General features: G+C 70.9%; 20 protein-coding genes and 1 tRNA gene. 18 read left to right on the top strand and 3 right to left on the bottom strand.

All coding sequences use genetic code 11. From position 1 onward, the window contains the following. The first annotated feature begins 63 nt into the window (after positions 1-63). The 3 genes from cmk (at position 64) to AB0K25_RS20295 (ending at position 2395) form a co-directional block, all read left to right on the top strand. Positions 64-744 (top strand): (d)CMP kinase, encoded by a 681-nt coding sequence (cmk, locus tag AB0K25_RS20305; RefSeq protein ID WP_208566873.1) that lies wholly within the window; start codon positions 64-66, stop codon positions 742-744. Further along, on the top strand, positions 741-2138 hold the full coding sequence (gene der, locus AB0K25_RS20300; RefSeq protein WP_091254560.1) for a ribosome biogenesis GTPase Der: 1398 nt from the start codon (positions 741-743) through the stop codon (positions 2136-2138). The genes cmk and der overlap by 4 nt, the downstream gene beginning before the upstream one ends. 183 nt (positions 2139-2321) lie before the next feature. Next, positions 2322-2395, top strand: a tRNA-Pro gene (locus tag AB0K25_RS20295). A gap of 114 nt (positions 2396-2509) precedes the next feature. On the opposite strand, the gene AB0K25_RS20290 is transcribed toward AB0K25_RS20295, so the two are convergent. After that, positions 2510-3691, bottom strand: a complete 1182-nt coding sequence (locus AB0K25_RS20290; RefSeq protein WP_363821897.1) for a site-specific integrase — start codon at positions 3689-3691, stop codon at positions 2510-2512. 201 nt (positions 3692-3892) lie between these two features. Between AB0K25_RS20290 and AB0K25_RS20285 the strand changes: the two genes are divergently transcribed. Continuing rightward, positions 3893-4159, top strand: coding sequence for a hypothetical protein (locus AB0K25_RS20285; RefSeq protein WP_363821895.1), 267 nt, complete (start codon positions 3893-3895; stop codon positions 4157-4159). Positions 4160-4333: 174 nt separating this feature from the next. Here the strand turns inward: AB0K25_RS20285 and AB0K25_RS20280 are convergent, their stop codons facing one another. Further along, entirely contained in the window at positions 4334-4837 is a 504-nt protein-coding gene (locus AB0K25_RS20280) for a MarR family transcriptional regulator (protein WP_363821892.1), read from the bottom strand. Positions 4838-5193: 356 nt separating this feature from the next. Beyond that, positions 5194-5631, bottom strand: a complete 438-nt coding sequence (locus AB0K25_RS20275; RefSeq protein ID WP_363821889.1) for a helix-turn-helix transcriptional regulator — start codon at positions 5629-5631, stop codon at positions 5194-5196. Positions 5632-6151: 520 nt separating this feature from the next. On the opposite strand from AB0K25_RS20275, the gene AB0K25_RS20270 reads away from it, so the two are divergent. From AB0K25_RS20270 to AB0K25_RS20205, 14 genes are all read left to right on the top strand, one after another. Beyond that, the gene (locus tag AB0K25_RS20270) at positions 6152-7018 is read left to right on the top strand and encodes a hypothetical protein (protein ID WP_363821886.1); all 867 of its coding nucleotides are present in this window, start codon (positions 6152-6154) and stop codon (positions 7016-7018) included. A gap of 28 nt (positions 7019-7046) precedes the next feature. Next, positions 7047-7421 (top strand): hypothetical protein, encoded by a 375-nt coding sequence (locus tag AB0K25_RS20265; protein WP_363821883.1) that lies wholly within the window; start codon positions 7047-7049, stop codon positions 7419-7421. Between the two features lie 180 nt (positions 7422-7601). Next, the gene (locus AB0K25_RS20260; RefSeq protein WP_363821880.1) at positions 7602-8141 is read left to right on the top strand and encodes a hypothetical protein; all 540 of its coding nucleotides are present in this window, start codon (positions 7602-7604) and stop codon (positions 8139-8141) included. Between the two features lie 4 nt (positions 8142-8145). Beyond that, positions 8146-10341, top strand: a complete 2196-nt coding sequence (locus tag AB0K25_RS20255; RefSeq protein WP_363821878.1) for a hypothetical protein — start codon at positions 8146-8148, stop codon at positions 10339-10341. 13 nt (positions 10342-10354) lie between these two features. Then, on the top strand, positions 10355-11851 hold the full coding sequence (locus AB0K25_RS20250) for an SCO6880 family protein (protein ID WP_363821876.1): 1497 nt from the start codon (positions 10355-10357) through the stop codon (positions 11849-11851). Beyond that, a complete protein-coding gene (locus AB0K25_RS20245; protein WP_363821873.1) occupies positions 11848-13422 on the top strand; it encodes a hypothetical protein in 1575 nt (524 codons plus the stop codon). The genes AB0K25_RS20250 and AB0K25_RS20245 overlap by 4 nt, the downstream gene beginning before the upstream one ends. Before the next feature lie 47 nt (positions 13423-13469). Beyond that, the gene (locus AB0K25_RS20240) at positions 13470-15275 is read left to right on the top strand and encodes a TraM recognition domain-containing protein (RefSeq protein WP_363821870.1); all 1806 of its coding nucleotides are present in this window, start codon (positions 13470-13472) and stop codon (positions 15273-15275) included. Beyond that, complete coding sequence (locus AB0K25_RS20235) at positions 15275-15874, top strand: hypothetical protein (RefSeq protein WP_363821867.1); 600 nt, start codon at positions 15275-15277, stop codon at positions 15872-15874. The genes AB0K25_RS20240 and AB0K25_RS20235 overlap by 1 nt, the downstream gene beginning before the upstream one ends. Further along, the gene (locus AB0K25_RS20230; protein ID WP_363821864.1) at positions 15871-16131 is read left to right on the top strand and encodes a hypothetical protein; all 261 of its coding nucleotides are present in this window, start codon (positions 15871-15873) and stop codon (positions 16129-16131) included. Before AB0K25_RS20235 ends, AB0K25_RS20230 begins: the two co-directional genes overlap by 4 nt. Then, entirely contained in the window at positions 16128-16349 is a 222-nt protein-coding gene (locus AB0K25_RS20225; RefSeq protein ID WP_363821861.1) for a hypothetical protein, read from the top strand. Before AB0K25_RS20230 ends, AB0K25_RS20225 begins: the two co-directional genes overlap by 4 nt. After that, positions 16346-16849 (top strand): hypothetical protein, encoded by a 504-nt coding sequence (locus AB0K25_RS20220; protein ID WP_363821858.1) that lies wholly within the window; start codon positions 16346-16348, stop codon positions 16847-16849. The genes AB0K25_RS20225 and AB0K25_RS20220 overlap by 4 nt, the downstream gene beginning before the upstream one ends. Positions 16850-16872: 23 nt before the next feature. Next, complete coding sequence (locus AB0K25_RS20215) at positions 16873-17925, top strand: M23 family metallopeptidase (RefSeq protein ID WP_363821855.1); 1053 nt, start codon at positions 16873-16875, stop codon at positions 17923-17925. A gap of 194 nt (positions 17926-18119) precedes the next feature. Next, the gene (locus AB0K25_RS20210) at positions 18120-18653 is read left to right on the top strand and encodes a MarR family transcriptional regulator (RefSeq protein ID WP_363821853.1); all 534 of its coding nucleotides are present in this window, start codon (positions 18120-18122) and stop codon (positions 18651-18653) included. Continuing rightward, entirely contained in the window at positions 18650-20032 is a 1383-nt protein-coding gene (locus AB0K25_RS20205; RefSeq protein ID WP_363821850.1) for an amino acid permease, read from the top strand. The genes AB0K25_RS20210 and AB0K25_RS20205 overlap by 4 nt, the downstream gene beginning before the upstream one ends. The last annotated feature ends 49 nt before the right edge of the window (positions 20033-20081 follow it).

Below are 20081 nucleotides of genomic sequence, written 5' to 3'. Positions count from 1 at the left end.
ACGACCGCTCAACGGCACCGGAGGAACCGGTGACCCGCGAGGTACGGGCTGAGGAGGACAACGGTGGAGGAAAACGTACGGGCCGGGCGCTGTGTGGTCGCGGTGGACGGACCGTCCGGTTCGGGTAAGTCCACCGTGTCGCGGCGGCTCGCCGTCGACCTCGGTGCCCGCTACCTGGACACCGGTGCGATGTACCGGGCGATCACCTGGGCGGTGCTGCGCTCCGGCGTCGACCTGGCCGACGCCGCCGCGGTGGGCAAGGTCGCCGCCGAGGTCGAGCTGCGCATCGGCACCGACCCCCGGGGGTACGGCGTGACCGTCGACGGGACGGGTGTCGACCAGGAGATCCGGGGCCCCGAGGTGACCGGCGCGGTCTCCGCGGTGGCCGCCGTGCCGGCGGTGCGGGCGTTGCTCGTGGCCCGGCAGCGGGAGCTGATCGCCCAGGCCGGTCGGATCGTCGTCGAGGGCCGCGACATCGGGGGTGTGGTGGCCCCCGACGCCGACCTGAAGGTCTACCTGACCGCCTCCGAGGCGGCCCGCGCCCGACGCCGCAGCGCCGAGGACGCCGCCGACGTCACGGCGACCGCCGCGGACCTGGCCCGGCGGGACCGGCTCGACTCCACCCGCGCGGTCAACCCGCTGCGGCAGATCGCCGACGCCGTCGAACTGGACACCACCGAGCTGGGCATCGACGAGGTCGTCGCCCAACTGCGGGAGCTGCTCACCGAGCGGGGCGTGGCATGAGCGACGGATGGGTGGAGCTGCGCGAGCCGGAGGTCACCGTCGAGGAGCCGACCGGCCCGCAGCCCGTGGTGGCCGTGGTCGGTCGCCCGAACGTGGGCAAGTCGACGCTGGTCAACCGGATCATCGGCCGGCGGCAGGCGGTCGTGGAGGACGTCCCCGGGGTGACCCGGGACCGGGTGCCCTACGACGCCCAGTGGAACGGCCGTTCGTTCACGGTGGTGGACACCGGCGGCTGGGAGCCGGACGCGAAGGACCGGGCGGCGGCCATCGCCGCCCAGGCCGAGACGGCGGTGGTCACCGCCGACGTGGTGATCTTCGTGGTCGACGCCATGGTCGGCTCGACCGATGTGGACGAGGCCGCGGTGAAGATGCTGCGGCGCAGCGCCAAACCGGTGATCCTGGTGGCCAACAAGACCGACAACACCGCCATCGAGATGGAGGCGACCGCGCTGTGGTCGCTGGGCCTCGGTGAGCCGTTCCCGGTCTCCGCGCTGCACGGCCGGGGCTCCGGCGAACTCCTCGACGCGATCCTCGACGCGCTGCCCGACGCGCCCAAGATCGTCGAGAACCGGCCGCGCGGCCCCCGCCGGGTCGCGCTGGTCGGCCGGCCCAACGTCGGCAAGTCCAGCCTGCTCAACCGGTTCTCCGGGGAGGAGCGGGCGGTCGTCGACTCGGTCGCCGGCACCACCGTTGACCCGGTGGACAGCCTGGTGGAGATCGGCGGCGAAACCTGGCAGCTGGTCGACACCGCCGGGCTGCGCAAGCGGGTCGGCAAGGCCAGCGGCACCGAGTACTACGCCAGCCTGCGTACCGCCGGGGCCATCGAGGCGGCCGAGGTGGCGGTGGTGCTGCTCGACTCCAGCGAGCCGATCAGCGAGCAGGACCAGCGGATCCTGACCATGGTCGTCGAGGCCGGCCGGGCCCTGGTGATCGCCTTCAACAAGTGGGACCTGGTCGACGCCGACCGCCGGTACTACCTGGACAAGGAGATCGACCGGGAGCTGCGCCGGATCCCCTGGGCGATCCGGCTCAACCTGTCGGCGCAGACCGGCCGGGCCGTCGACAAGCTCGCCCCCGCGCTGCGCAAGGCGTTGGCGAGCTGGGAGACCCGGGTGCCCACGGCGCAGCTCAACCAGTGGCTCACCGCCCTGGTCCAGGCCACCCCGCACCCGGTGCGCGGCGGTCGGGCCCCGAAGATCCTCTTCGCCACCCAGGCGGGTGTCTCCCCGCCGAGGTTCGTGCTGTTCACCACCGCGCCGTTGGACGCCGGCTACCAGCGTTTCGTCGAGCGCAAGCTCCGCGAGGAGTTCGGCTTCGAGGGCAGCCCGGTGGAGATTTCGGTACGCCCCCGCAAGAAGCTCGGCCCCGGCGGCCGGGGCAAGGCCCACGGCTGACCCGGCACCTCCAAGGGCTGCCGCTCCCACCCGGGGACGGCAGCCCTCCCGTGCCCCTCCTTTCCTAGGACGCTTTAGGGGTGGTGGCGGTGCGCACCGACGCGGCAGGGGGCTGTGCGCGCGGTGCGAAGATCCTGCGCTAAGCTGTACCGGCTGCCGCAGGGGAAACCAGGCGGAGAGCATCGGGACGTGGCGCAGCTTGGTAGCGCACTTGACTGGGGGTCAAGGGGTCGTCGGTTCGAATCCGGCCGTCCCGACAGAGTTCTAGCAGGTCAGGGCCTTGATTCACCTACGTGGATCAGGGCTCTTTGGCTGTGCCGTCTCACAATTAATCACGTACGCTCGTACTGTTAAAATTTGCGGTCCCGGCGTCACCGGAACAGTCCTGTCTCGAGGTGGTCGGCGGCCACTTTGAGGTGGCTGCTGTCGGGGTGGACGTAGACCCGCTTTGCCAGCGTGCCGCCGTCCGCATGTCCAGCCCACGCGGCGAGCACGACGTCGGGTACGCCGACCCCGGCGAGGTACGTCAGGCAGGCGTGCCGGGCGTCGTACGGCCGGACCTTGCGCATCCCGAGCTTGGCCATCAGTTCGTACACCCGGCGGCGCAGCCAGTCGGTGCGCTGCGGTCGGCCGAGTTCGTCGACCAGGACGTAGCCGCTGGCGAGGTAGGCGTCGCCGGCCTGGAGGTGCTCCTTCTTCTGCCGGGTGTGGAACGCCTTCAGCGCTTTCATCACCGTGGCCGGCATCGGCAGGCCGCGTCTGCCCGCCGCTGACTTGGCCTCCTTCTCCTCGATCTCGCCGTCGACGAGTGTCCGGGTGTTGTCGCCGGCGGCGATCGTGCCGGCCTCGAAGTCGATGTCGGACCAGCGCAGCCCGCATACCTCGGCGGGTCGTAGGCCCATCAGCGACAGTAGGCAGACGGCGTGCAGGCGTTCGTCCGTGATGCCGGTCAGGAAGGTTCTTACCTCTTCTTGCGTCCACGGTTTGCGGGCGGCCTGTGCTTCGAGGGCGGCCTTGGCTGCGGTCCGGGGGATGGTCACGAACGCCGCGACGTTGCGCACCACGAGTTGGCGGCGTACCGCGACGTTGAGGGCGGTGCGGAGCCGGCCGAGAGTCAGGCGTACTGATCGGACGCCCAGGCCGGTGCCGGGCTTACCGCCGCGTCTGCGTCCCTCGGTCAGCATCCAGTCGATCAGGGCTTCGATGTCGTCCTCGGTGACCTCTTGGATCGCCCTGTCGCCGAGGCGGGCGCGTACCGGCAGGAGCGCGTCTCGGTAGTTGGCTGCCGTGGCCTTCTCCACGTCGCGAGTGGCCGACTTGAGCCACTCGTCGAGGAACTGGTTGACGGTGACGTTGCCGGGGCGTACGTAGGTGCCGCGGTCGGTCTCGTGCTTGATCCGGGCGTATTCCGCTCGGGCTTCCTTCTTGGTGTCGAAGGTGTAGGTCCGCTGGTCCCGACGGCCGTTCGCTTTCCGGCCGACGTCGATGACGAAGCGGTAGCGGGTCTTGCCGTTCTTGAGCGTGATCTTCTTGATTGGATCCGAGCTGGACATGTTGGTCTCTGTTCCTTCACGCAGGTGAGGGGCGGTGCCGTTTGAGTCTTGTCGACGACCCTCCGGCGAGGTACCTAAAGAAGGTACCGAATCAAGGTACCTCATGGGGGTGCCGTGGTGGATGGTGATGACTGGGGGGAGATGTGGGACGCTCGACTGGTCATGCGGCCCTGTTCGATCCGCTTGCTGAGGAGGTGAGGCATGCCGCGACAGCGTCCTGTCGCCGACAACCTGCCGCCGTTGCCCACGCGGGAGAAACGGGACCAGCAGGTCAAGATCAGGCTCACGCCGTCGGAGATCGAGAGGCTCGGGGAGCTGCGGCCGGATTTGGCTCCGTCCGGGGTCGTCGCCTTGCTCGTTGACGACGTGCTTGGCGGACGTTATCGGCCGTCCTGGGCCGCATCCGCCGCTGATCAGTCTGAAGGCGAACCTTCGGGATCGGATCGGCTTGGTCGCCTGCCCACGTGAGCCGGGAGGGTCGTGGTGGTTGAGGAATCGCGACATCCGCTCCGACCGGCCATGGTCGGTTCCGAGCGCCTTTGAAACAGACTGCTTTGTAGGTCGTGCAGACAAGACTGCCGCCTGCTCTCCAACCAGTTGCCTGGAGTTCCCTAATAGCGTGCGGGCGGCCAGCTTGTCGTCTTAATGGAGTGGCGCGGATCTGCCGCAGTTGGGAAAGGAGCAGTAGCCGTTGGGTCCTTGGAGGTAGGGGTGGCTTTGGCTGGTGTTCGACGAGCCTCGCGCGGTGGGGCGACGTTTGGTGTTTGAATCCGGTCCGGTGGTCGGACCAGTTCTGTCCGGCTGTCGGACTAGCTCTAGTTCTGTGGTCGAACCAGCTACCGGCCGTGGGGGGATTCGAAGGCGATAGGCGGTCCTTGCTCTCTTGCGTCGAGCGTCATCTACCCGCGGCCTGAATCGTGTGACCCAGCCCAGTTCCTCAAGGCGGTTGAGCCAGACAGTGATTGTGGAGCGGGCCATTCCTGTTGCTCGTTCTAGGTCTGTCAAGCTCGGGGAGAACTGCGGCGGGATTACTGCGGTTGCGGTGTCTGTCCAGGTTAAGAGTGTGAGGATAAGGTGTCGTCCGGAAGGGCTGAGGCGGCATTCAGCGTCTCGAACTGCGCGCTCTACGGCCCATCGCTCTGCCATGCGGTATCTCCTTTCCGTCCCGCGTGCGGTCGGTGGCCCTGATCCCGACGGGCACCTGAGCCTCGTGACCGTAATGGTGCGTTCCTGTTCTGGCCAGTCGCGGAGCTGCTTGGTGTGCGGGCTTGGTTGCTCGGCGGCGGCGGTGACCTGTGGTTTCGGTCTCGGCGGGGCTCCGGCCACGATTGGCTACATCGGAGGGTGGGCGAGGCCGGCTGACGGCTGGGAAGGCAGTGGCAGGCAGACGTGGACGTGCTCGACCGCCGTCGGCGGTGGGGGAGGAGCCTCGCTGGCCTGTTGTCGATCCAGGCTCGGCGAAGGGATGGGTCTGTTCGGCCCTCGGCTGCGGGCTGCCTTGGTTACTTGCTCGTGTGTCGGTGCGTGCTTGTGGGCGGGTCGGGTGGATTCTGGGCGGCTTGCTCCATGGTCAGGATGTTCTGGATGATCGCGGCGATGCCTTGGCGTGCTCCGGGTGACAGCTTTTCGATGGACCGGGTGAGCACTTGCACGTCGGCGCTGCTCTGGGATGAGTCCAGGAAGAAGGCTGGCGAGACGTCGAAGAACTCGGCCAGGGCCGTCAGCGTCGCGGCGGTGGGGTTGTTGTGCTCGTCGGTGCGCAGTCTGCGCAGGGTCTCGGGAGAGATGCGATGACCTCGGGCTTTGAGTGCCTCCGATACCTCGGCGTCCGTGTACGGACCTCGGCCCTGGGGGTGGTGATGGGCGTACAGGTATCGAAGCCTGTCTCTAATGAGTGCCGGGCCTGAGCCGCCTGATGGGTTCTCGTGCGGTGCCGCCATGACGCCCCAAACTGCAACTAGAGTTGGTTGCAACCCAACTTTGTGTGGAAGTTCCACGCCGGCTGTGCTTAACTCTCAGTGCCCGAGCCACACCAAGTTGGACGAGCGCCAACTTGGTGGGTTGAGGGTAGCGCATCGGTCGGCCTCGCCGGAGGGGGTTGTGGGGCTCCGATTCGCTTCGTCGAACGACCGCGAAGCCTTGTGGTGACACGGTCTTCGACGGGCCTGCTCGTGTGGTCGACGTCCAGGTCGTGACGGTACGGGGGACCGGCCCGCGGCGACGAAAGCTCGTCGCCGCTGGCTAGTGCTGTACGGCAAGCCTTCGGGGGAGGCGGACGTGTCGGATCCATCGACTGCACGAGCAGGCCACCTCGCCAGCGCCGCGACCTCTTCCGAGGTGGCGGACGGCGAACGGGGGGAGGTGGCGGAGCGGGCGACGCCCGCTCCGCCACCCGAACCCCACCAGCCTGCGGTACACCGCGAAAGTCTCGACAGCGTGGGGCCCTGGTGGGCGCCGGGCGTGACGCGAGGACCGCGGGAGATTCCTCGCGAGTTCGGCGGCGGCAGCAGAGTCGAATCGCTGTGGCTGCGCACGGCGTCGCTGCACGCCGGCTGCCCCTTGGTGAGTGTGTCATCGGCCGACGGCGGTGTCGGGCGCTCGACGCTGACGGTGGCACTCGGTGGGGTCTTGGCGCTGGCAAGTCCAGCTCCGATCGTGGCGGTGGATGCGACCGGACGGGCATGGGGCGGTGTGGGCCACCGCGTGATCCGAGGCGGCTCGGCCACGGCGTGGGACGCCAGCGTCGCAGAGCACAGGTTGGCCGACCCGCAGGTCGCCGAGGAGCTGATGCGCAGAGGGCCGACTGGCCTGCGCGTATTGGTCGGTGAGAGCAGGATGACGGCGCAGCGGCGTCCTCCCACCTGGTCGGAGATGTTCGGTGTGATCGGCCATCTGCGGTCGGTGTATGCGATGGCGTTGCTGGATCTTCCCGCGGCGGACAACACGCCGACGTGGCGGGCGTTGGGGTGGGCGACCGTGCCGGTGCTGGTGACCCGTGCCACCGTCGACGCCCTGCAACACACCATGCGGTTACTGGCGCATCTGAAGGCCGCGGGACTGGGTCAGGTGGCGGAGTCCGCGGTGGTGGTGGTCATGACGACCACCCACTCCACCGCGCGGGAGGTTCGCGCGGTCGAACACCTCGCGCGGCAGGCGGCGACGCATCTGGTCCGCGTGCCCTTCGACCCGGTGCTCGCGCGTCCCGACCCGCTCGATCCCCGGTCGCTGAGCAAGGCCACGCGAACCGCGCTGACCGAGGTCGCCGCAGCGGTGGTCGACCGCTGTCCTGCTGCCCCTGACCCGCGCGGGGCTGCTCCTGTCGCCTGAGGACGGCGACGTCTCACGGGAGGAACTGATGGTGATCGTGAATTGGGTAGCGGCTGTGTTGACGGCGCGGGCGCCTGCGGTGGTGGCGGTGCTGGCCCCCGATCCGACGCCAACGCCGACGCCGTCCGGTGGGGGGTTCGACTTCGGCCGGATCAGCCCGGACCCGGCAGCGGTGCCGCGTTCGGATCTGTTCTACAAGCTCGCCAACGCGGCGCTGTTCCTCGGCGTGATCTCCGCGGTGGCGGGCCTGGCGGCCGGTGCGATCGCGTTCGGCATCGGACCGATCTTCGGCGCACACATCATCAGTGATCGAGGTAAGTCGATGATGTGGAAGGCCGGGCTGGTGGCGATCGTCGTGGGGTCGGCGACGTCGATCGTCGCGTTCCTGCTCAGCGAGATCTAGCAGGTGTCCCCCATGCGGAACTCGGGATACAAGACGACCGACGGTCGGCGTGGTCCGGCGACGGCGCTTCTGCTCCTTGTCGCCGTCGTGGCCGCTGGTACGGCAGCCTTCGTCGTGGGACGCGCCAGCGCACCCGAACGGCCTGGGCCGGAAGGCTCTAGCGAGCGTCTCGTCAGGGGGGTGCCGGTTGGCTTCGCCGGCACCCCTCGCGGGGCAGGTGACGCGGCGGCGGCGTACGTGGTGGCGGTGGCCGCTGCGGCGGCCCGGCCGGCCGGGGAGCGGCAAGCGCTGGTCGACGCCATCGCTGTGGACGGTTCGGGTCCGGCGGTGGCCGAGATGATGGGTGCGGGATCGCCGCCGTCTGACGGTGCGGGGATCGCGCAGAGCATGGCCGTCCGGGTGTGGGTTCCCGACGTGGACCTTGACGCCCAGGTGCCGGCTGGCGGTGAGGTGGCGGCGCGGCTGCTGGTGTGCGCGCTCGCCGGGGCGATGACCGATGGGCTCGTCGCCGGCCCGGAAGCGGGTCTTGCGGGTGGCTGGTACGTGCAGTCGGTGACGGTGCGCTGGACCCAGGACCGGTGGCGTGTGGTGGCGGTGCAGCGGCCGGTGCCGGTGCCGCCGCCGGATCAACGGGGTGCCCGCCGCGACGGTGGTCCCCGCGACACCCAACCCTTGCTTGAGGTGCTCAGCGTGCGCTCCTGGGTGCCGGGGACGGACTGATCTCATGTCATGGCTCACGACCTGCCGACGCGGGATCGGCATCGCCGCCGCACTGGTTCTGGTGGCCGCCGTAACACTGCCGATGCCGGCTGCGGCGGCCCCGGCCCCGGTTCCGTCTGCCTCGGCAGTCGATGCCTGCCCCGCGCCGACGTCTTCCGGGCAGCCGTCGCAGCCCGGTGGGGAGCAGACGGCGCCGCAGGTGAACTGGTGTCTTCCGTGGGCACGGTGGAAAGCCGGCGACGGCTGGGTTACCGATTGCGGCAAGGCCGGCGGCGCGGTGGAGCAGGAACGCTGCGACGCGGTGTCACTCACGGTGCAGTCACCGCCGCCGCAGGGCATACGGTCGGTCCTCGACGAGTCGCTGCCGACAGGTGGCGCTGCGCCGGTGAGGTGCGAACGGTTCGCCGACCGCGCCGCCGAGGACGAGGGCAACGCCGACCGCTGGACGGCGAAGCAGCACCGTTGCGAGGCGGTGCGTGCGTCGCTACTGCCCTTCTCCTCCCTCCAGGTGCCGGGCTGCAAGGCCCTCGATGTGGGGTGCCAGGTCGGCGAGCAGGTCAAAGGTGCCGCACGCTCAGGGTTCGAGGGCCTCGCGGACATCTGCGTGGCGGGCTTCGCGTGGATGTTGAGCAAGCTGGCCGAGGTGGTTTTCGAACAATCATCCGCGGTGCCGGATGAGCCCTTCTATCTGGTCTACAACGACATCTCCGGTGTCCTGATCATCGTGGTGTTGCTGTTCTTCCTCATCTCGACCGCCATCAGCGGGCTGCGCCTGAATGGCCCCGGCCCCTTGTCCACCCTGGGCGGACTGGTCCGGGCTCTGCTCGGTGTCGCCTTCGCTGGCGGCATCGCCTACATCCTCATGGCGGCGTGGGACGAGGCGACGGTGGCACTGATCGCACGTAACCAGCAGCGTGACTGGCAGCCCAGCATGTGGGTGGACGCGCTCAACGCCCTGACCGCGGACACCGGCACGATCCTGCTGGCCTTCGTCGTCGCGGTGATCAGCGTGATCGGGCTGGTGCTGGTGTTTCTGATGCTGCTGTTCCGGTCTTTGCTGGCTGCCGGCGCGGCGCTGTTCGGGGCGATGGCGATGACCGGGCAGGTGATGGCCGAGACCCGCTCGTGGGGCCGCAAGTGGTTCTGGACCTGCAACGCCCTGGCCAGCTCGAAGTTCTTCATCGCCGCGCTGTGGATCTACGGCACGCGCAGCACCTACGAGAGCGACAACGTCATCAACGTGCTGCGCGGCATGTTCATCATCATCCTGATGGTGCTCGCGCCGTGGATCCTGCTGCGGCTGACGAGCATGTGGGACGGCTACCTGGCCGACGTCGACGCCCGGGGTTTCCTGACCGCAGCGGCCGGCGCGGTGGGCCTGGACGCCGCCGCCGGACGCCTGGCTGATCCGCTCAGCGGCGGTGGGGACGGCGATACGGACGCCGCGTCGTTGATGCAGGGCAACTCCGACGCCATCCCGACGAACCCTACCGATCCGCATGGCGTACAACCCGGCGCGATGCCCGAGGCGGTGGAGGCTCTGCAAGCTCACGGTGACGGGGACCAGGCGGGGCGGCCGGCTGGTGAGCCGGGCGCTGATCAGAACGGTGGGGAGAACACCCAGGAGGCCGAGGGCATCGAGAGGGACTCCCGCACCGCCCAGGGAGATATGGCCAAGGGGCAACTCACCGCGCCCGGTGACGCGACTGGGCAGCCGGCGCTACCGGTAACGCCGAACGCCATCGGTGAGAAGGCCACCGCCACGGATACCTCCGCATCCGGCAGCCCGCAGGCCCCAGACCCCGCGCCGGCAACGAGCGGTGCGGGCACATCCACGTCGACCGGTGCGACGCCGCCAGCCGGCCCTCCGCTGCCCCCGGCCCCGATCCCGAATGGGAGCGGGCAGAGCCCGTCAGGTGGTGCGGCCGACCCGTCCGGTAGCCCGCAGGGCGCAGAGCCTGCGCCGGCAGCGAGTGATGAGGGCGCACCCGCGTCGACCGGTGCGACGCGGCCAGCCGACTCGCCGGTGTCCCCGCCTCCGGTCCCGGATGGGAGCGGGCACAGCCCGTCAGGTGGTGCGGCCGATCCGCTCAGCTCAAGCCAACCGCCACAGGGCGGCGCCGCCACCGGTGCGGGTGCCGGTGGTACGGGCGGTGCCGCTGCGGGCGGCGCCGCCGAGGTACCCATCGTTCCGGTCTAGGTGAGGAGACCAGATGACCCAGTTTCAGTTCCCACCGCGGTCCACGCGGGGCTCGATCATGGGCTTCTCGTGGGGACAGATCGGCATGGCCGTCGCCGGCGTGATCTGCCTGGTCATCGCCGCGAACCTTCTGGTTGCCGGTCGGCAGGGCAGCGCCGGCGGCCTGCTGCTGGCAGCGCTGCTGCTGTTCACCGTCGGCCTGCTGCGGCTGCGGGGCCGCCGCGTCACCGAGTGGACGCCGATCATCGTCGGCGCGCTGGTGCAGCGTGCCGCCCGGCAGGACCGCTACCGGGGCGGTGTCTTCGCCGCCACCCCCGGCAGTGCGCACCTGCACCTTCCGGGTCCGGCCGCCGGGTACCGCTGGCTGCCGGCGGTCGCCGCCGATGGGCTGACCGAGGTGGGGTTGCTGCACCACCGCCGCGAGAGCACCGTCACCGCGGCCCTGCTTTGCGCGGGAAGCAACCTGGTTCTGGCCGACAGTGCGGTGCAGCAGCAGCGCCTGTCGGCGTGGGCGGAGGTGCTGAATCTGCTCGGCACCGAGTACGCCGACAGTGGTCTGACCCGGTGGGCGCTGACCGCACGCGCCGTGCCGGATGCCGGGAACCGGGCACAGCGGTATCTGGTGCAGGCGGCGGTGAACACCGACACTGCCGCGTACCAGTCCCTCGCGGAATTGACCGCCGGGGCGGCACCGTCGACGCAACGCCACGAGGTGTATCTCAGCGTCGTGTTCGACACGAAGAAACTGTCGGCGGAGATCGCCGACGCGGGCGGCACCGGCGCGGCCATCGCCACTGTGGTACTCGACAAGCTCGGCGGTGTGCAAGCCGCGGTCCGGGAGGCCGGCGTCGACACCGTGGGCTGGTTGACGCCACCGCAGTACGCGGCGGTGCTGCGTACCCAGTTCGACCCCGAGGACCAGCCGCACACGGATATGCGGACCGCGAGCGCGGGTGGTGTGGCACCGCACACGGCGGGGCCCATCGCCGCGGAGAGCATCGGCTGGTCGTCCTACCGTCACGACTCAGGGTTCTCGCAGAGCCTGTGGGTGTACGAGATGCCGCGCCAGCCGGTGGCCATGACATGGATGACCGCCCTGTTCACCCGCACCACCGGTCGGCGTGCGGTGACGGTCGTCGCGGAGCCGGTGCCCGCACAGCTGGCCCAGTTGGCGACGCGGCGCGACAAGGTCGCCCGCGCCGGTGACGAGATCACCAAACGCAAGATGCGGTTGGTGCGCACCGCGCGGGAGGACGAGGAAGCCCGCTCGGTGGATCAGGTTGACCGGGAGCAGGCGGCAGGGCACGTGCGCTACCGCTACGCGGTCGTCGTCACCGTCACCGCCGGAAGTGAGGAGCAGCTGCGCCACGACGTGCGCGCGGTCAAACGCGTCCTGGGCCGCACCGGCTGTCAGGCGGTGGTGCTCTACGGGGAGCAGGATCAGGGCTTCGTCGCTGGGGCACTGCCCTTGGCGCGGGGGCTCAAGCCGGTGCGGGGGTGGTTGGCGTGAGCCGGGCGAGGGTGCGGCGACAGGGGTCTTTGGCGCAGCATGTCGCGCAGGCGGCGCAGCGGCGTGATCTGTCGGTGGCGCAGGCCGACGTGGCGCGCGAGCAGCGTGCTGTGCGCCGAGCAACGCAGCGGCTGCTGGGTGCGCCGCCGGTTGACGGTCGCGGTGCCCTGGGGCGTGCGGCCGGGCGGGTGTTCTGGCGGCTGCGGCTGCCGCCGCTGGTCACCACCAGCGCGCAGTTGTGCAGCGTGTATCCGTTCGTCGCCGACCCGGGCCTCGGGGTGGACGGGCCCCTGATCGGGCAGGAGGTGTACTCCCGGTCCGGGTTTGTTTTCTCGATGCGGGAGTTGTATCGGGCCGGGGTGCTCAGCGCCCCGAACATGGTGGTGACCGGGGAGATTGGTTCGGCGAAGTCGTCGCTGCTCAAGACGATCGCGTTCCGGGGGATCCCGTTCGGCACCCGCTTCTACATCGTCGACGTCAAGGGTGAGTACGACGCCCTCGCCCAGGCTGCGGGGATCAGGCCGGTACGCATCGGGCCTGGTGCCGGGGTGGTGATGAACCCTCTGGCCGGGATCCGCCGCCAGCCGGGGCAGGGGGAGTCGGAATGGCTGCAGATCCAACGGGCACGTCGGCTGTTGCTGCTGGAGGGACTACTGGAGATCCAGCTCGGCGGCCCGCTCAGTGAAGCTGAGCGGTCGCTGACCGAGTACGCCCTCGATGCGGTGACCCGCGGCGACGACGGCACCAGCGCCGACCGGTTGGCCACCCCGACGCTGTCTTCGGTGTTGGGTGCGATGGGCGACCCGTGCGCGTGGGCGCACCGCCTCGCCGGGGTGCACTACGACGTCGACCAGTTCGCCGCCGACAGCCGACGTGTCCGTCTCGCGCTGGAGCGGCTGATCACCGGTGTACTGGGTGGGATCTTCGACGCCCCCACCGCCGCCGCGCTGACGGTGGACTTCGACCAACCCGGGGCGATCCTGGACCTGCGGGCGGTGCGGACCTCGGACCAGATGACGGCGATGGCGATGACCTGCGCCCAGTCATGGTTGGAGGCGGAGCTGACCCGCCCTGACGCCCCACCGAGGGTGTGTCTGTACGACGAGTTCGCCCTGGTCACCCGCCACCTCGGTCTCGTTCGGCGGATGCGCGAGCAGCTGAAACTCGCCCGCGCGCTGGGCACCGAGAACATCCTGGCGTTCCACCGGTTCTCGGACTTGGCGGCCAGCGGCAGCGCCGACTCCGAGCAGGTTCGCATCGCCCGCGGCCTGATCGAGGACACCGGCGTGCGGGTGTCCTACCGCCAAGCGGCGGGCTCGCTGGACGCCGCTCGCGAGTTCTTGGGCACCACCGACGTGGAGACCAACCTGTTGCTGCACCTCCGCCGTGGCGTCGGCCTGTGGAAGGTCGGGTTGCGTTCCTACGTCGTCAAGCACCAGCTATCCACGATGGAGCAGGCCATGGTCGACACCGACAGTCGAATGCGCCGCAACCCGGACCACACCGGGAGGACACTGACGGAGGCGGAGTACGAGGCGCGGGAGTCCGCGGCAGTGGGACAGGTGCCGTGATGGCCGGCTCCCTCATGTCCCCCGGACACCGGCTACCCAGGCGCGGCATGCCCCGGGCTGACATCCTGGCCCGGCTGACGCTGCTGGGCATCGCCGCGACGGTCGTGGTACTGGGCACCGTGACGCTGTGGCTGGCCGGGCAACTCGGCGGGTTGCTCACCCACCTGTCGTGGCCGGACAGCACACCAGCGGACGCACCCGGCATCGCCGCACGGATGATCATCCACCGCGGCGATCCCGGTGCGGCGTGGCCCGCCGCCGCCCGCGCGGACCTGCCTCCGAGCGGCCTGCTGTACGTGCTGTGGTTCGCGCTGTTCAGCGCCACGGTCGTGGGCCTCGCAGTTCCGGCGGTCCGCTTCGCACGGCGCAGGGTGCAGCGGCACGGGTTCGCCCGCCGCAGGGACCTCGACCAGGTGGTGACCGCGTCGGCGGTGCTCCGCCGCGTCGACGTACTGCGCCCCGGCCTGACCATCCGGGCAACCGACCGCCCCACCACCGTGCAGGAGAAGACCCGACGCCGCGCCGACCCGTTGGAGGTGGCCCGCTTCCTGGGCAGCCACGCGCTCACGGGGGAGCCGCTGTACTTGGCCAACGAGTACACCGAACTGCTCGCCGGCGCGGCCCGCTTCGCCAACAAGACGTCGCGGTACATCGTGCCGCGCGTCGCGGACGCCCGAGGCGCGGTGATCTCCACCTCCACCCGTCTGGACGTCGCCGCCGTCACCTACGACCTGCGCGCCCAGATCGGCCCGACGTGGATCTTCGAACCGCAGGGGCAGATGCCCGGCCTGCCGCGGCTGCGGTGGTCGCCGATCGAGGGGGCCCACGACCCGGACATCGCCGCGCTGCGGGCGAAGGGCTTCGCTGCCGGCGCTGGCCTCAAGGGCGACGTCGAGAACGGCCAGTACTTCCAGGACCAGGCCGCCTCTGTCATCCGTGGCCTGCTGCACGCCGCCGCTCTCGACGAGCAGACGACCATGACCGACGTGGCCAGTTGGGCGGCCAACCCTACCGATCCGCGCGCGGAGCGGATCCTGCGCCATCACCAGCACACGGTGTGGGCCGACCGGCTGGCGTTCCACCGCGAGTCCACCGGCCGCAGCCGCGACGCCATCCAGTCCGTCGTCTTCGGCGCCCTGGACGCGTTCAGCAACCCGCGGATCCTGCACGCCTGCTCCCCGCCGCGCGGCGAGCAGTTCCGGCCGGAGCAGTGGCTCGATGAGTCCGGCACCCTCTACCTGGTCGGCACCCGCAGCGGGCAGGCACTCGTGGCGCCGCTGTTCGCCGCGATCGCCGAGGACATCATCTACCGCACCCTGCAACGCTCATTCGTCGCGCCGGGCGGTCGGGTGGAGCCCTGCCTGTATCTGGTCGGCGATGAGATCACCAACATCGCGCCGCTGCCGTCGCTGCCCGCACTGGCCTCCGAGGGCGGCGGCGCCGGGATCGCCTTGTCGATCTCCTGCCAGAACACCCACCAGCTGCAGGAGCGGTGGGGCCGCGACGGCGGCCAAGCGCTACGCGACGGAGCGAACGCCAAGTTCGTCATGGGCGGCACGCAGGACGTGTCGGCGCTCAAGGACGCGCAGTCGCTGCTCGGGCAGGTGCAGGAACTGACGTCGGCCGCGTCCTGGGGCGGCGGACGCGCCAGCGTGCAGGAGAACAGCCGCCGGGAGAGCTTGCTCGACCTGGCCGAGCTGCGGACCCTGCCCACCGGGCACGCCCTGGTGCTGCTCGGGAACATGCCCCCGGTCGAGGTGGTGCAGCCGGCGTGGTGGGAACGCCCCGACGCCGACCGGTTCCATGCCGCGCAGGCCGCGTTCACGGCACGCCTCGAAGGGCGGCGGGGGTGATGTCGCCGCGCACATTCCAGTTCGAGCTGCCGCAGCAGGCATCCGAGGAACAGCGGGCACTTGCGGAGCTCGCCGGGCTCATCGACACCCTGCGCGGCAGCGTGGAACAGCTCGCCGAGGCGCACGTGGCCCTCGCCGAACGCGTCGACGCCTCAGATGCCACTGGCGAGTGGATGCCGGCGGGTTACTGCTGGCGCGACCTGGACGCCGACGCCGCACGCCAGCTGTGGGCATGGCTGGCCGAGTGGACGCGGTGGCTCGTGGACCGCTACGGCCTGGCCCAGGACCTCGGGGCGTGCTGGCCGGCGCACCCGGCCCTGGTGGAGGAGCTGACCGCGCTGAGCGTGGCCTGGCACCACGCCTACTCCGGTAAGGGCGACCCGGACGCCCCGGTGCGCTGGCACGAGGCGCTGCACCGCGCCCGGCACCGGTGGCGGGACTGGGACACCACCCGCTGCCGCCACGGCCACCACCACCCCCGCAGCGGCGAATCGGTCTGGTCGCCGCCGTGGCCGGATGACGCCGAGCGGGCCGTCACCGACGACATCGACGCCCGCCCAAGCGGGATGGCGGCGCAACCGGGAGGGGGGACGACATGACGCAGCCAGCCGAGGTCACCAGTGTCTGGGACTGGCAACGCTTCGAAGCCGCGCTGTTCGGACTGCGCGAGGGCATCGACGCGCTCCGGGGCTACATCGCCGAGATTCACGACGCGCGTCACGACTGGCGCGACGACCAACAGGAGGACAAGCAGCGATGGACGGAACTCGACGAGATGACGCGGCGGGAGACGGAGCTGGACTTCGCCAGCGACGGGCACCTCGACGGGGACTACACCCCCGACGTCGCGCAATGAACACCGTACGCCCCGCCAAGGCTCCGTTCGCGCGCATCGGCGTCGGCCTGGAGCAACTACGCCGCGACATCGACGCCCTGGTCGACGTCGTGGCCCGTCACCCGCAAGCGCGTCCGCAGCTCGTGGAGATCCACCACCAGGTGCGCCTGCTGGGACAACACCTCAACACCGCTCTCGCCTCGCCCACCGAGCCCGTCCCGCCCGAGGAACAGCAGTGACACGACACCCCGTCAGGGCGGCCATCGCGGGGGTGGCCACCCTGCTGCTCACCGCCTGCGCCGGGACCGGCCCGGCTCCGACCGGCGACGCACCTGCCAACGACCCCACGGCCGCACCTGCGGTGCCAGCCGGGACGCTGCCCGCCGACCCCGACGGTGTCCTACCCGCCACACCGACTGCCGCCGATGCGGCGGCGGTGACCACCGCGATGCGGTTCGTGCGCGCTTGGGCCCGACCAGACCTGCCCGCCGACCGGTGGCTGTCAGGCGTGCGCCCGTACGCCGTCTCCGCCTACGCGGATCTGCTGGCCACGGTGGATCCGACCAACGTTCCCGCCACTCAGGTCACCGGCGGGGGGCAGGTGGTGGCGGCCACGGCGGAGCGGGTCGACGTCGACGTCCGCACCGACGCCGGGGTGCTGCGAGTGCGGTGCGTGCGCGACGGCGCCCGGTGGGTGGTCGCCACGCTGGGCATCCGGCAGGAGGCGGCGGCGCAGTGAACCGCGCACGTGTCGGAATCGGTGTGGCACTCATCGCCGTCCTACTGCTGTGTGGACTGCCGGTGACGGTGGTGCTCACCGACGAGGCGCCGGCGGCGGCGTGCACCGCCACCGGACCGTCACAGGCACCCGCCGCCAGGATCGCGGTGGTGGGGCGGTGGAATGCCGAACAGGTCGGCAACGCCGCGCAGATCGTCGCCGTGGGACGGCAGCGCGGTGTGCCGGCCCGGGGGTGGGTCATCGCGGTGGCCACGGCGATGGTCGAGTCGAGCCTGCGCAACCTGCGCGGCGGTGACCGCGACTCCCTCGGCTTGTTCCAGCAGCGACCCAGCCAGGGATGGGGCACTCCCACGCAGATCCTCGACCCGGCCTACGCCAGCGGGAAGTTCTACGACAAACTGCAGCGCATCGACGGGTGGGAGACCCTGCCCCTGTCCGTCGCCGCGCAACGGGTGCAGGTCTCCGCGTTCCCCGACCGCTACGGCCAGTACGAGAACGACGCCGAGCAGGTCGTCGCCGCGGTAGCCGGTGTCGCCACGATCGCCGAGCTACCCGGGGCCAGCCTCGCCACCTGCCCCAACGGGTCGGTGACGGTGGCGCCGTCGGGGTGGACGGTGCCGGTGCGCGCGGCGGTGGGCAGCGGCTACGGGCCACGCGCCGGCCGGCTGCACGCCGGCGTGGACCTCAGCGTGCCCCGCAACACCGTCATCCGGGCGGCCAGCACCGGGAAGGTCGTGTGGTCCGGCTGCGACCCGAGCACCGGCAACTGCGACATCGACGGCAGCCCGAGCACCCGGGGCTGCGGCTGGTACGTCGACCTCGTGCACGCCGCCGGGCACGGCACCCGCTACTGCCACATGGTCCGCCGACCCGACGTCGGCGAGGGCGACACCGTGCAAGCCGGACAACAGATCGGCCTGGTCGGCACCAGCGGCCACTCATCCGGCCCGCACCTGCACTTCCAAACCCACGAAGGCGTGTGCGCGGGATCGCGCTGCGACCTGGGCAACGCCAACTCCGTCGACCCGGTGCCGTTCATGCGCCAACGCGGTGCGGCACTCGGCGAAAGGGGGTGAGGCACCGGCAGAAGACGGCAGGCAGGTATCAGCCACCACACGGGGGAGACAAGCATGTACGACGAGGATGAGGACACCGAGCGTCCGCACCGGCTGGCACCGCAACCACCGCCGCCGCAGGACCGCGGCGGGCAGATCGGCCAGCGCCGCAACCGCAAGCCCCACCGGCGCCCGCCCCAGCGCAGGTGGATGCGATGAACGCCGCCACCGACCGCCGGCCACGCCGCGTCGGCGGCGTCTACCGGCCACCGGTCAACCCGCCGCGAATGCCGCCGCCCCGGCCGGGCCCACTGGCGCAACTGGTGCGCACCGCCAACACCCTGCGCGCGCAGATCGAACGCGACGTGCTGCGCGACGAAGGGTTGACCTGGACCACCTACGACGTGCTCGTGCTGGTCTGTGCCCGCCGGGCGGTAGAAACCCGCGCGGCGGCCGTCGAAGTCGGCATCGCCAAGGCCACCCTCACCCACGCCCTCGTGTCGCTCGTCGACCGGGGACTGGTCCGCCGCGACCTCCACGAGGAGGACCGGCGGCGGGTGGTCCTGCGTCCGACCCAGGCCGGCATGGAACTGGCCCGCCGTGTCCAAGGCCCTCTGGAAGCCGCACAAGCCCGGCTGTTCAGCGAACCGGGCATGCCCTCGAAAGACAGCCTCGCCCGCGTCCTACGATCCCTCGCCACCCGCTCACAGCAAGACAGGACCACCGATGAGCTGGACGAAACCCGGTGACCGGCATCGGGGTAGCCCGCGGCACCGCCCTGTACGTCGGGGCGGTGCTCGGGCCTGGCGTGTTGGTTCTGCCCGCGCTCGCCGTGCAGGCCGCCGGGCCGGCGTCGCTGCTGGCCTGGGCCATGATGCTTGCGGTGTCGGTGCCGATCGCGGCGGCGTTCGCCGCGCTCGGCATCCGCTATCCCGACGCGGGTGGGGTGGCGACGTTCACCCGACGGGCGTTCGGACCTGCGGCCGGAACGGTTGTCGGCTGGTGGTTCTACGCGGCCGTGCCGATGGGCATGGTCGCCGGGGCGATGGCCGGCGCCCGGTACGCCGCCACCGCGCTGGGCGGCGGGCCGGGCGCTACGGCGGTGACCGTCGCCGGCATGCTCGCGGCGGCATACGCGCTGAACGTCGTCGGGCTGCATCGGTCCGGCCGCCTGCATCTGGCGCTCACCGGTGGCCTCTGCGCGCTGCTGATCACGGTGATCGTCGTGTCGGCACCCCACATCAAGGCCAGCCAGTTCACACCGTTCGCTCCCGAGGGCCCTGCGGGCGTCGGTAACGCCGCAGCGGTGCTCTTCGTCGCGATCTGCGGGTGGGAAGCCGCCGCCCACCTGGCGGGCGAGTTCACGCGCCCCCGCCGGCAGCTACCGATCGTGGCCGGGGCAAGTCTGGGCATCATCGCGATCCTCTACACCGGCCTGGCGATCTGCACCGTCGGTGTGCTCGGCGCATCCGGTGGGAGCAGCGAGGTGCCGCTGCTGCGCCTACTCGGACCGCAGGTCGGCGTCGCTGCGGTGGTGATGGCGCTGTGCGCGCTGCTGCTGGCCTTCGGCGCGTGCTTCACCTTCATCGCCGCAGCGGCCCGCGCCGGCGCGGCCCTGGGCCGTGACGGAGCATTCCCGGGCTGGTTCGCCGTCACCCGCGCCGGGGTGCCGCGGCGCAGCCTCGCCGTGCAGGCAAGCGGCGCGGCGGTGGTCGCCGTCGCGGTGCTGGCCGCACCGACTGTGGTCGACGTGGACCTGCTGATGCGCGCGTTCTCGGTCCTGCTGGCATCGGTCACCCTGCTGGGGCTCACCGCAGCAGCGCGGCTCCTCAGCTCACCGCTGATCCGAGGTGGCGCGGCCCTGGGCGCGGTCGTCGTCGGCGGAGTCGCCGCGTGCGGCGGCCCCCTGCTCGTTCTCCCGGCGGTCGTCGCCGTCGCTGCCCTGACGTGGCGGCGATACCGCTCCGTGCCGCGCGACCCAGCGGCCTCCAGGCCGGTGCCGAAACCCGCCGGGGGTACGAGGCCACGACGCGTCGCGGAGGTGGACGTTCAACGCCGCCGCGCGTACGACCTCGTCAATCCGGCAGCCAGGACCGCCGTGTCCCGCCGACCTCATCCCAGCCCATAGCGGTCAGCCCCTGGTGGGCGTCGGCACTTCCCTGGCTGGCGACCACTAG

This window comes from Micromonospora sp. NPDC049257, from assembly GCF_040678915.1.
In the GTDB taxonomy this organism is placed as follows: domain Bacteria; phylum Actinomycetota; class Actinomycetes; order Mycobacteriales; family Micromonosporaceae; genus Micromonospora; species Micromonospora antibiotica.
This window is presented reverse-complemented; position numbering and strand designations above follow the sequence as displayed.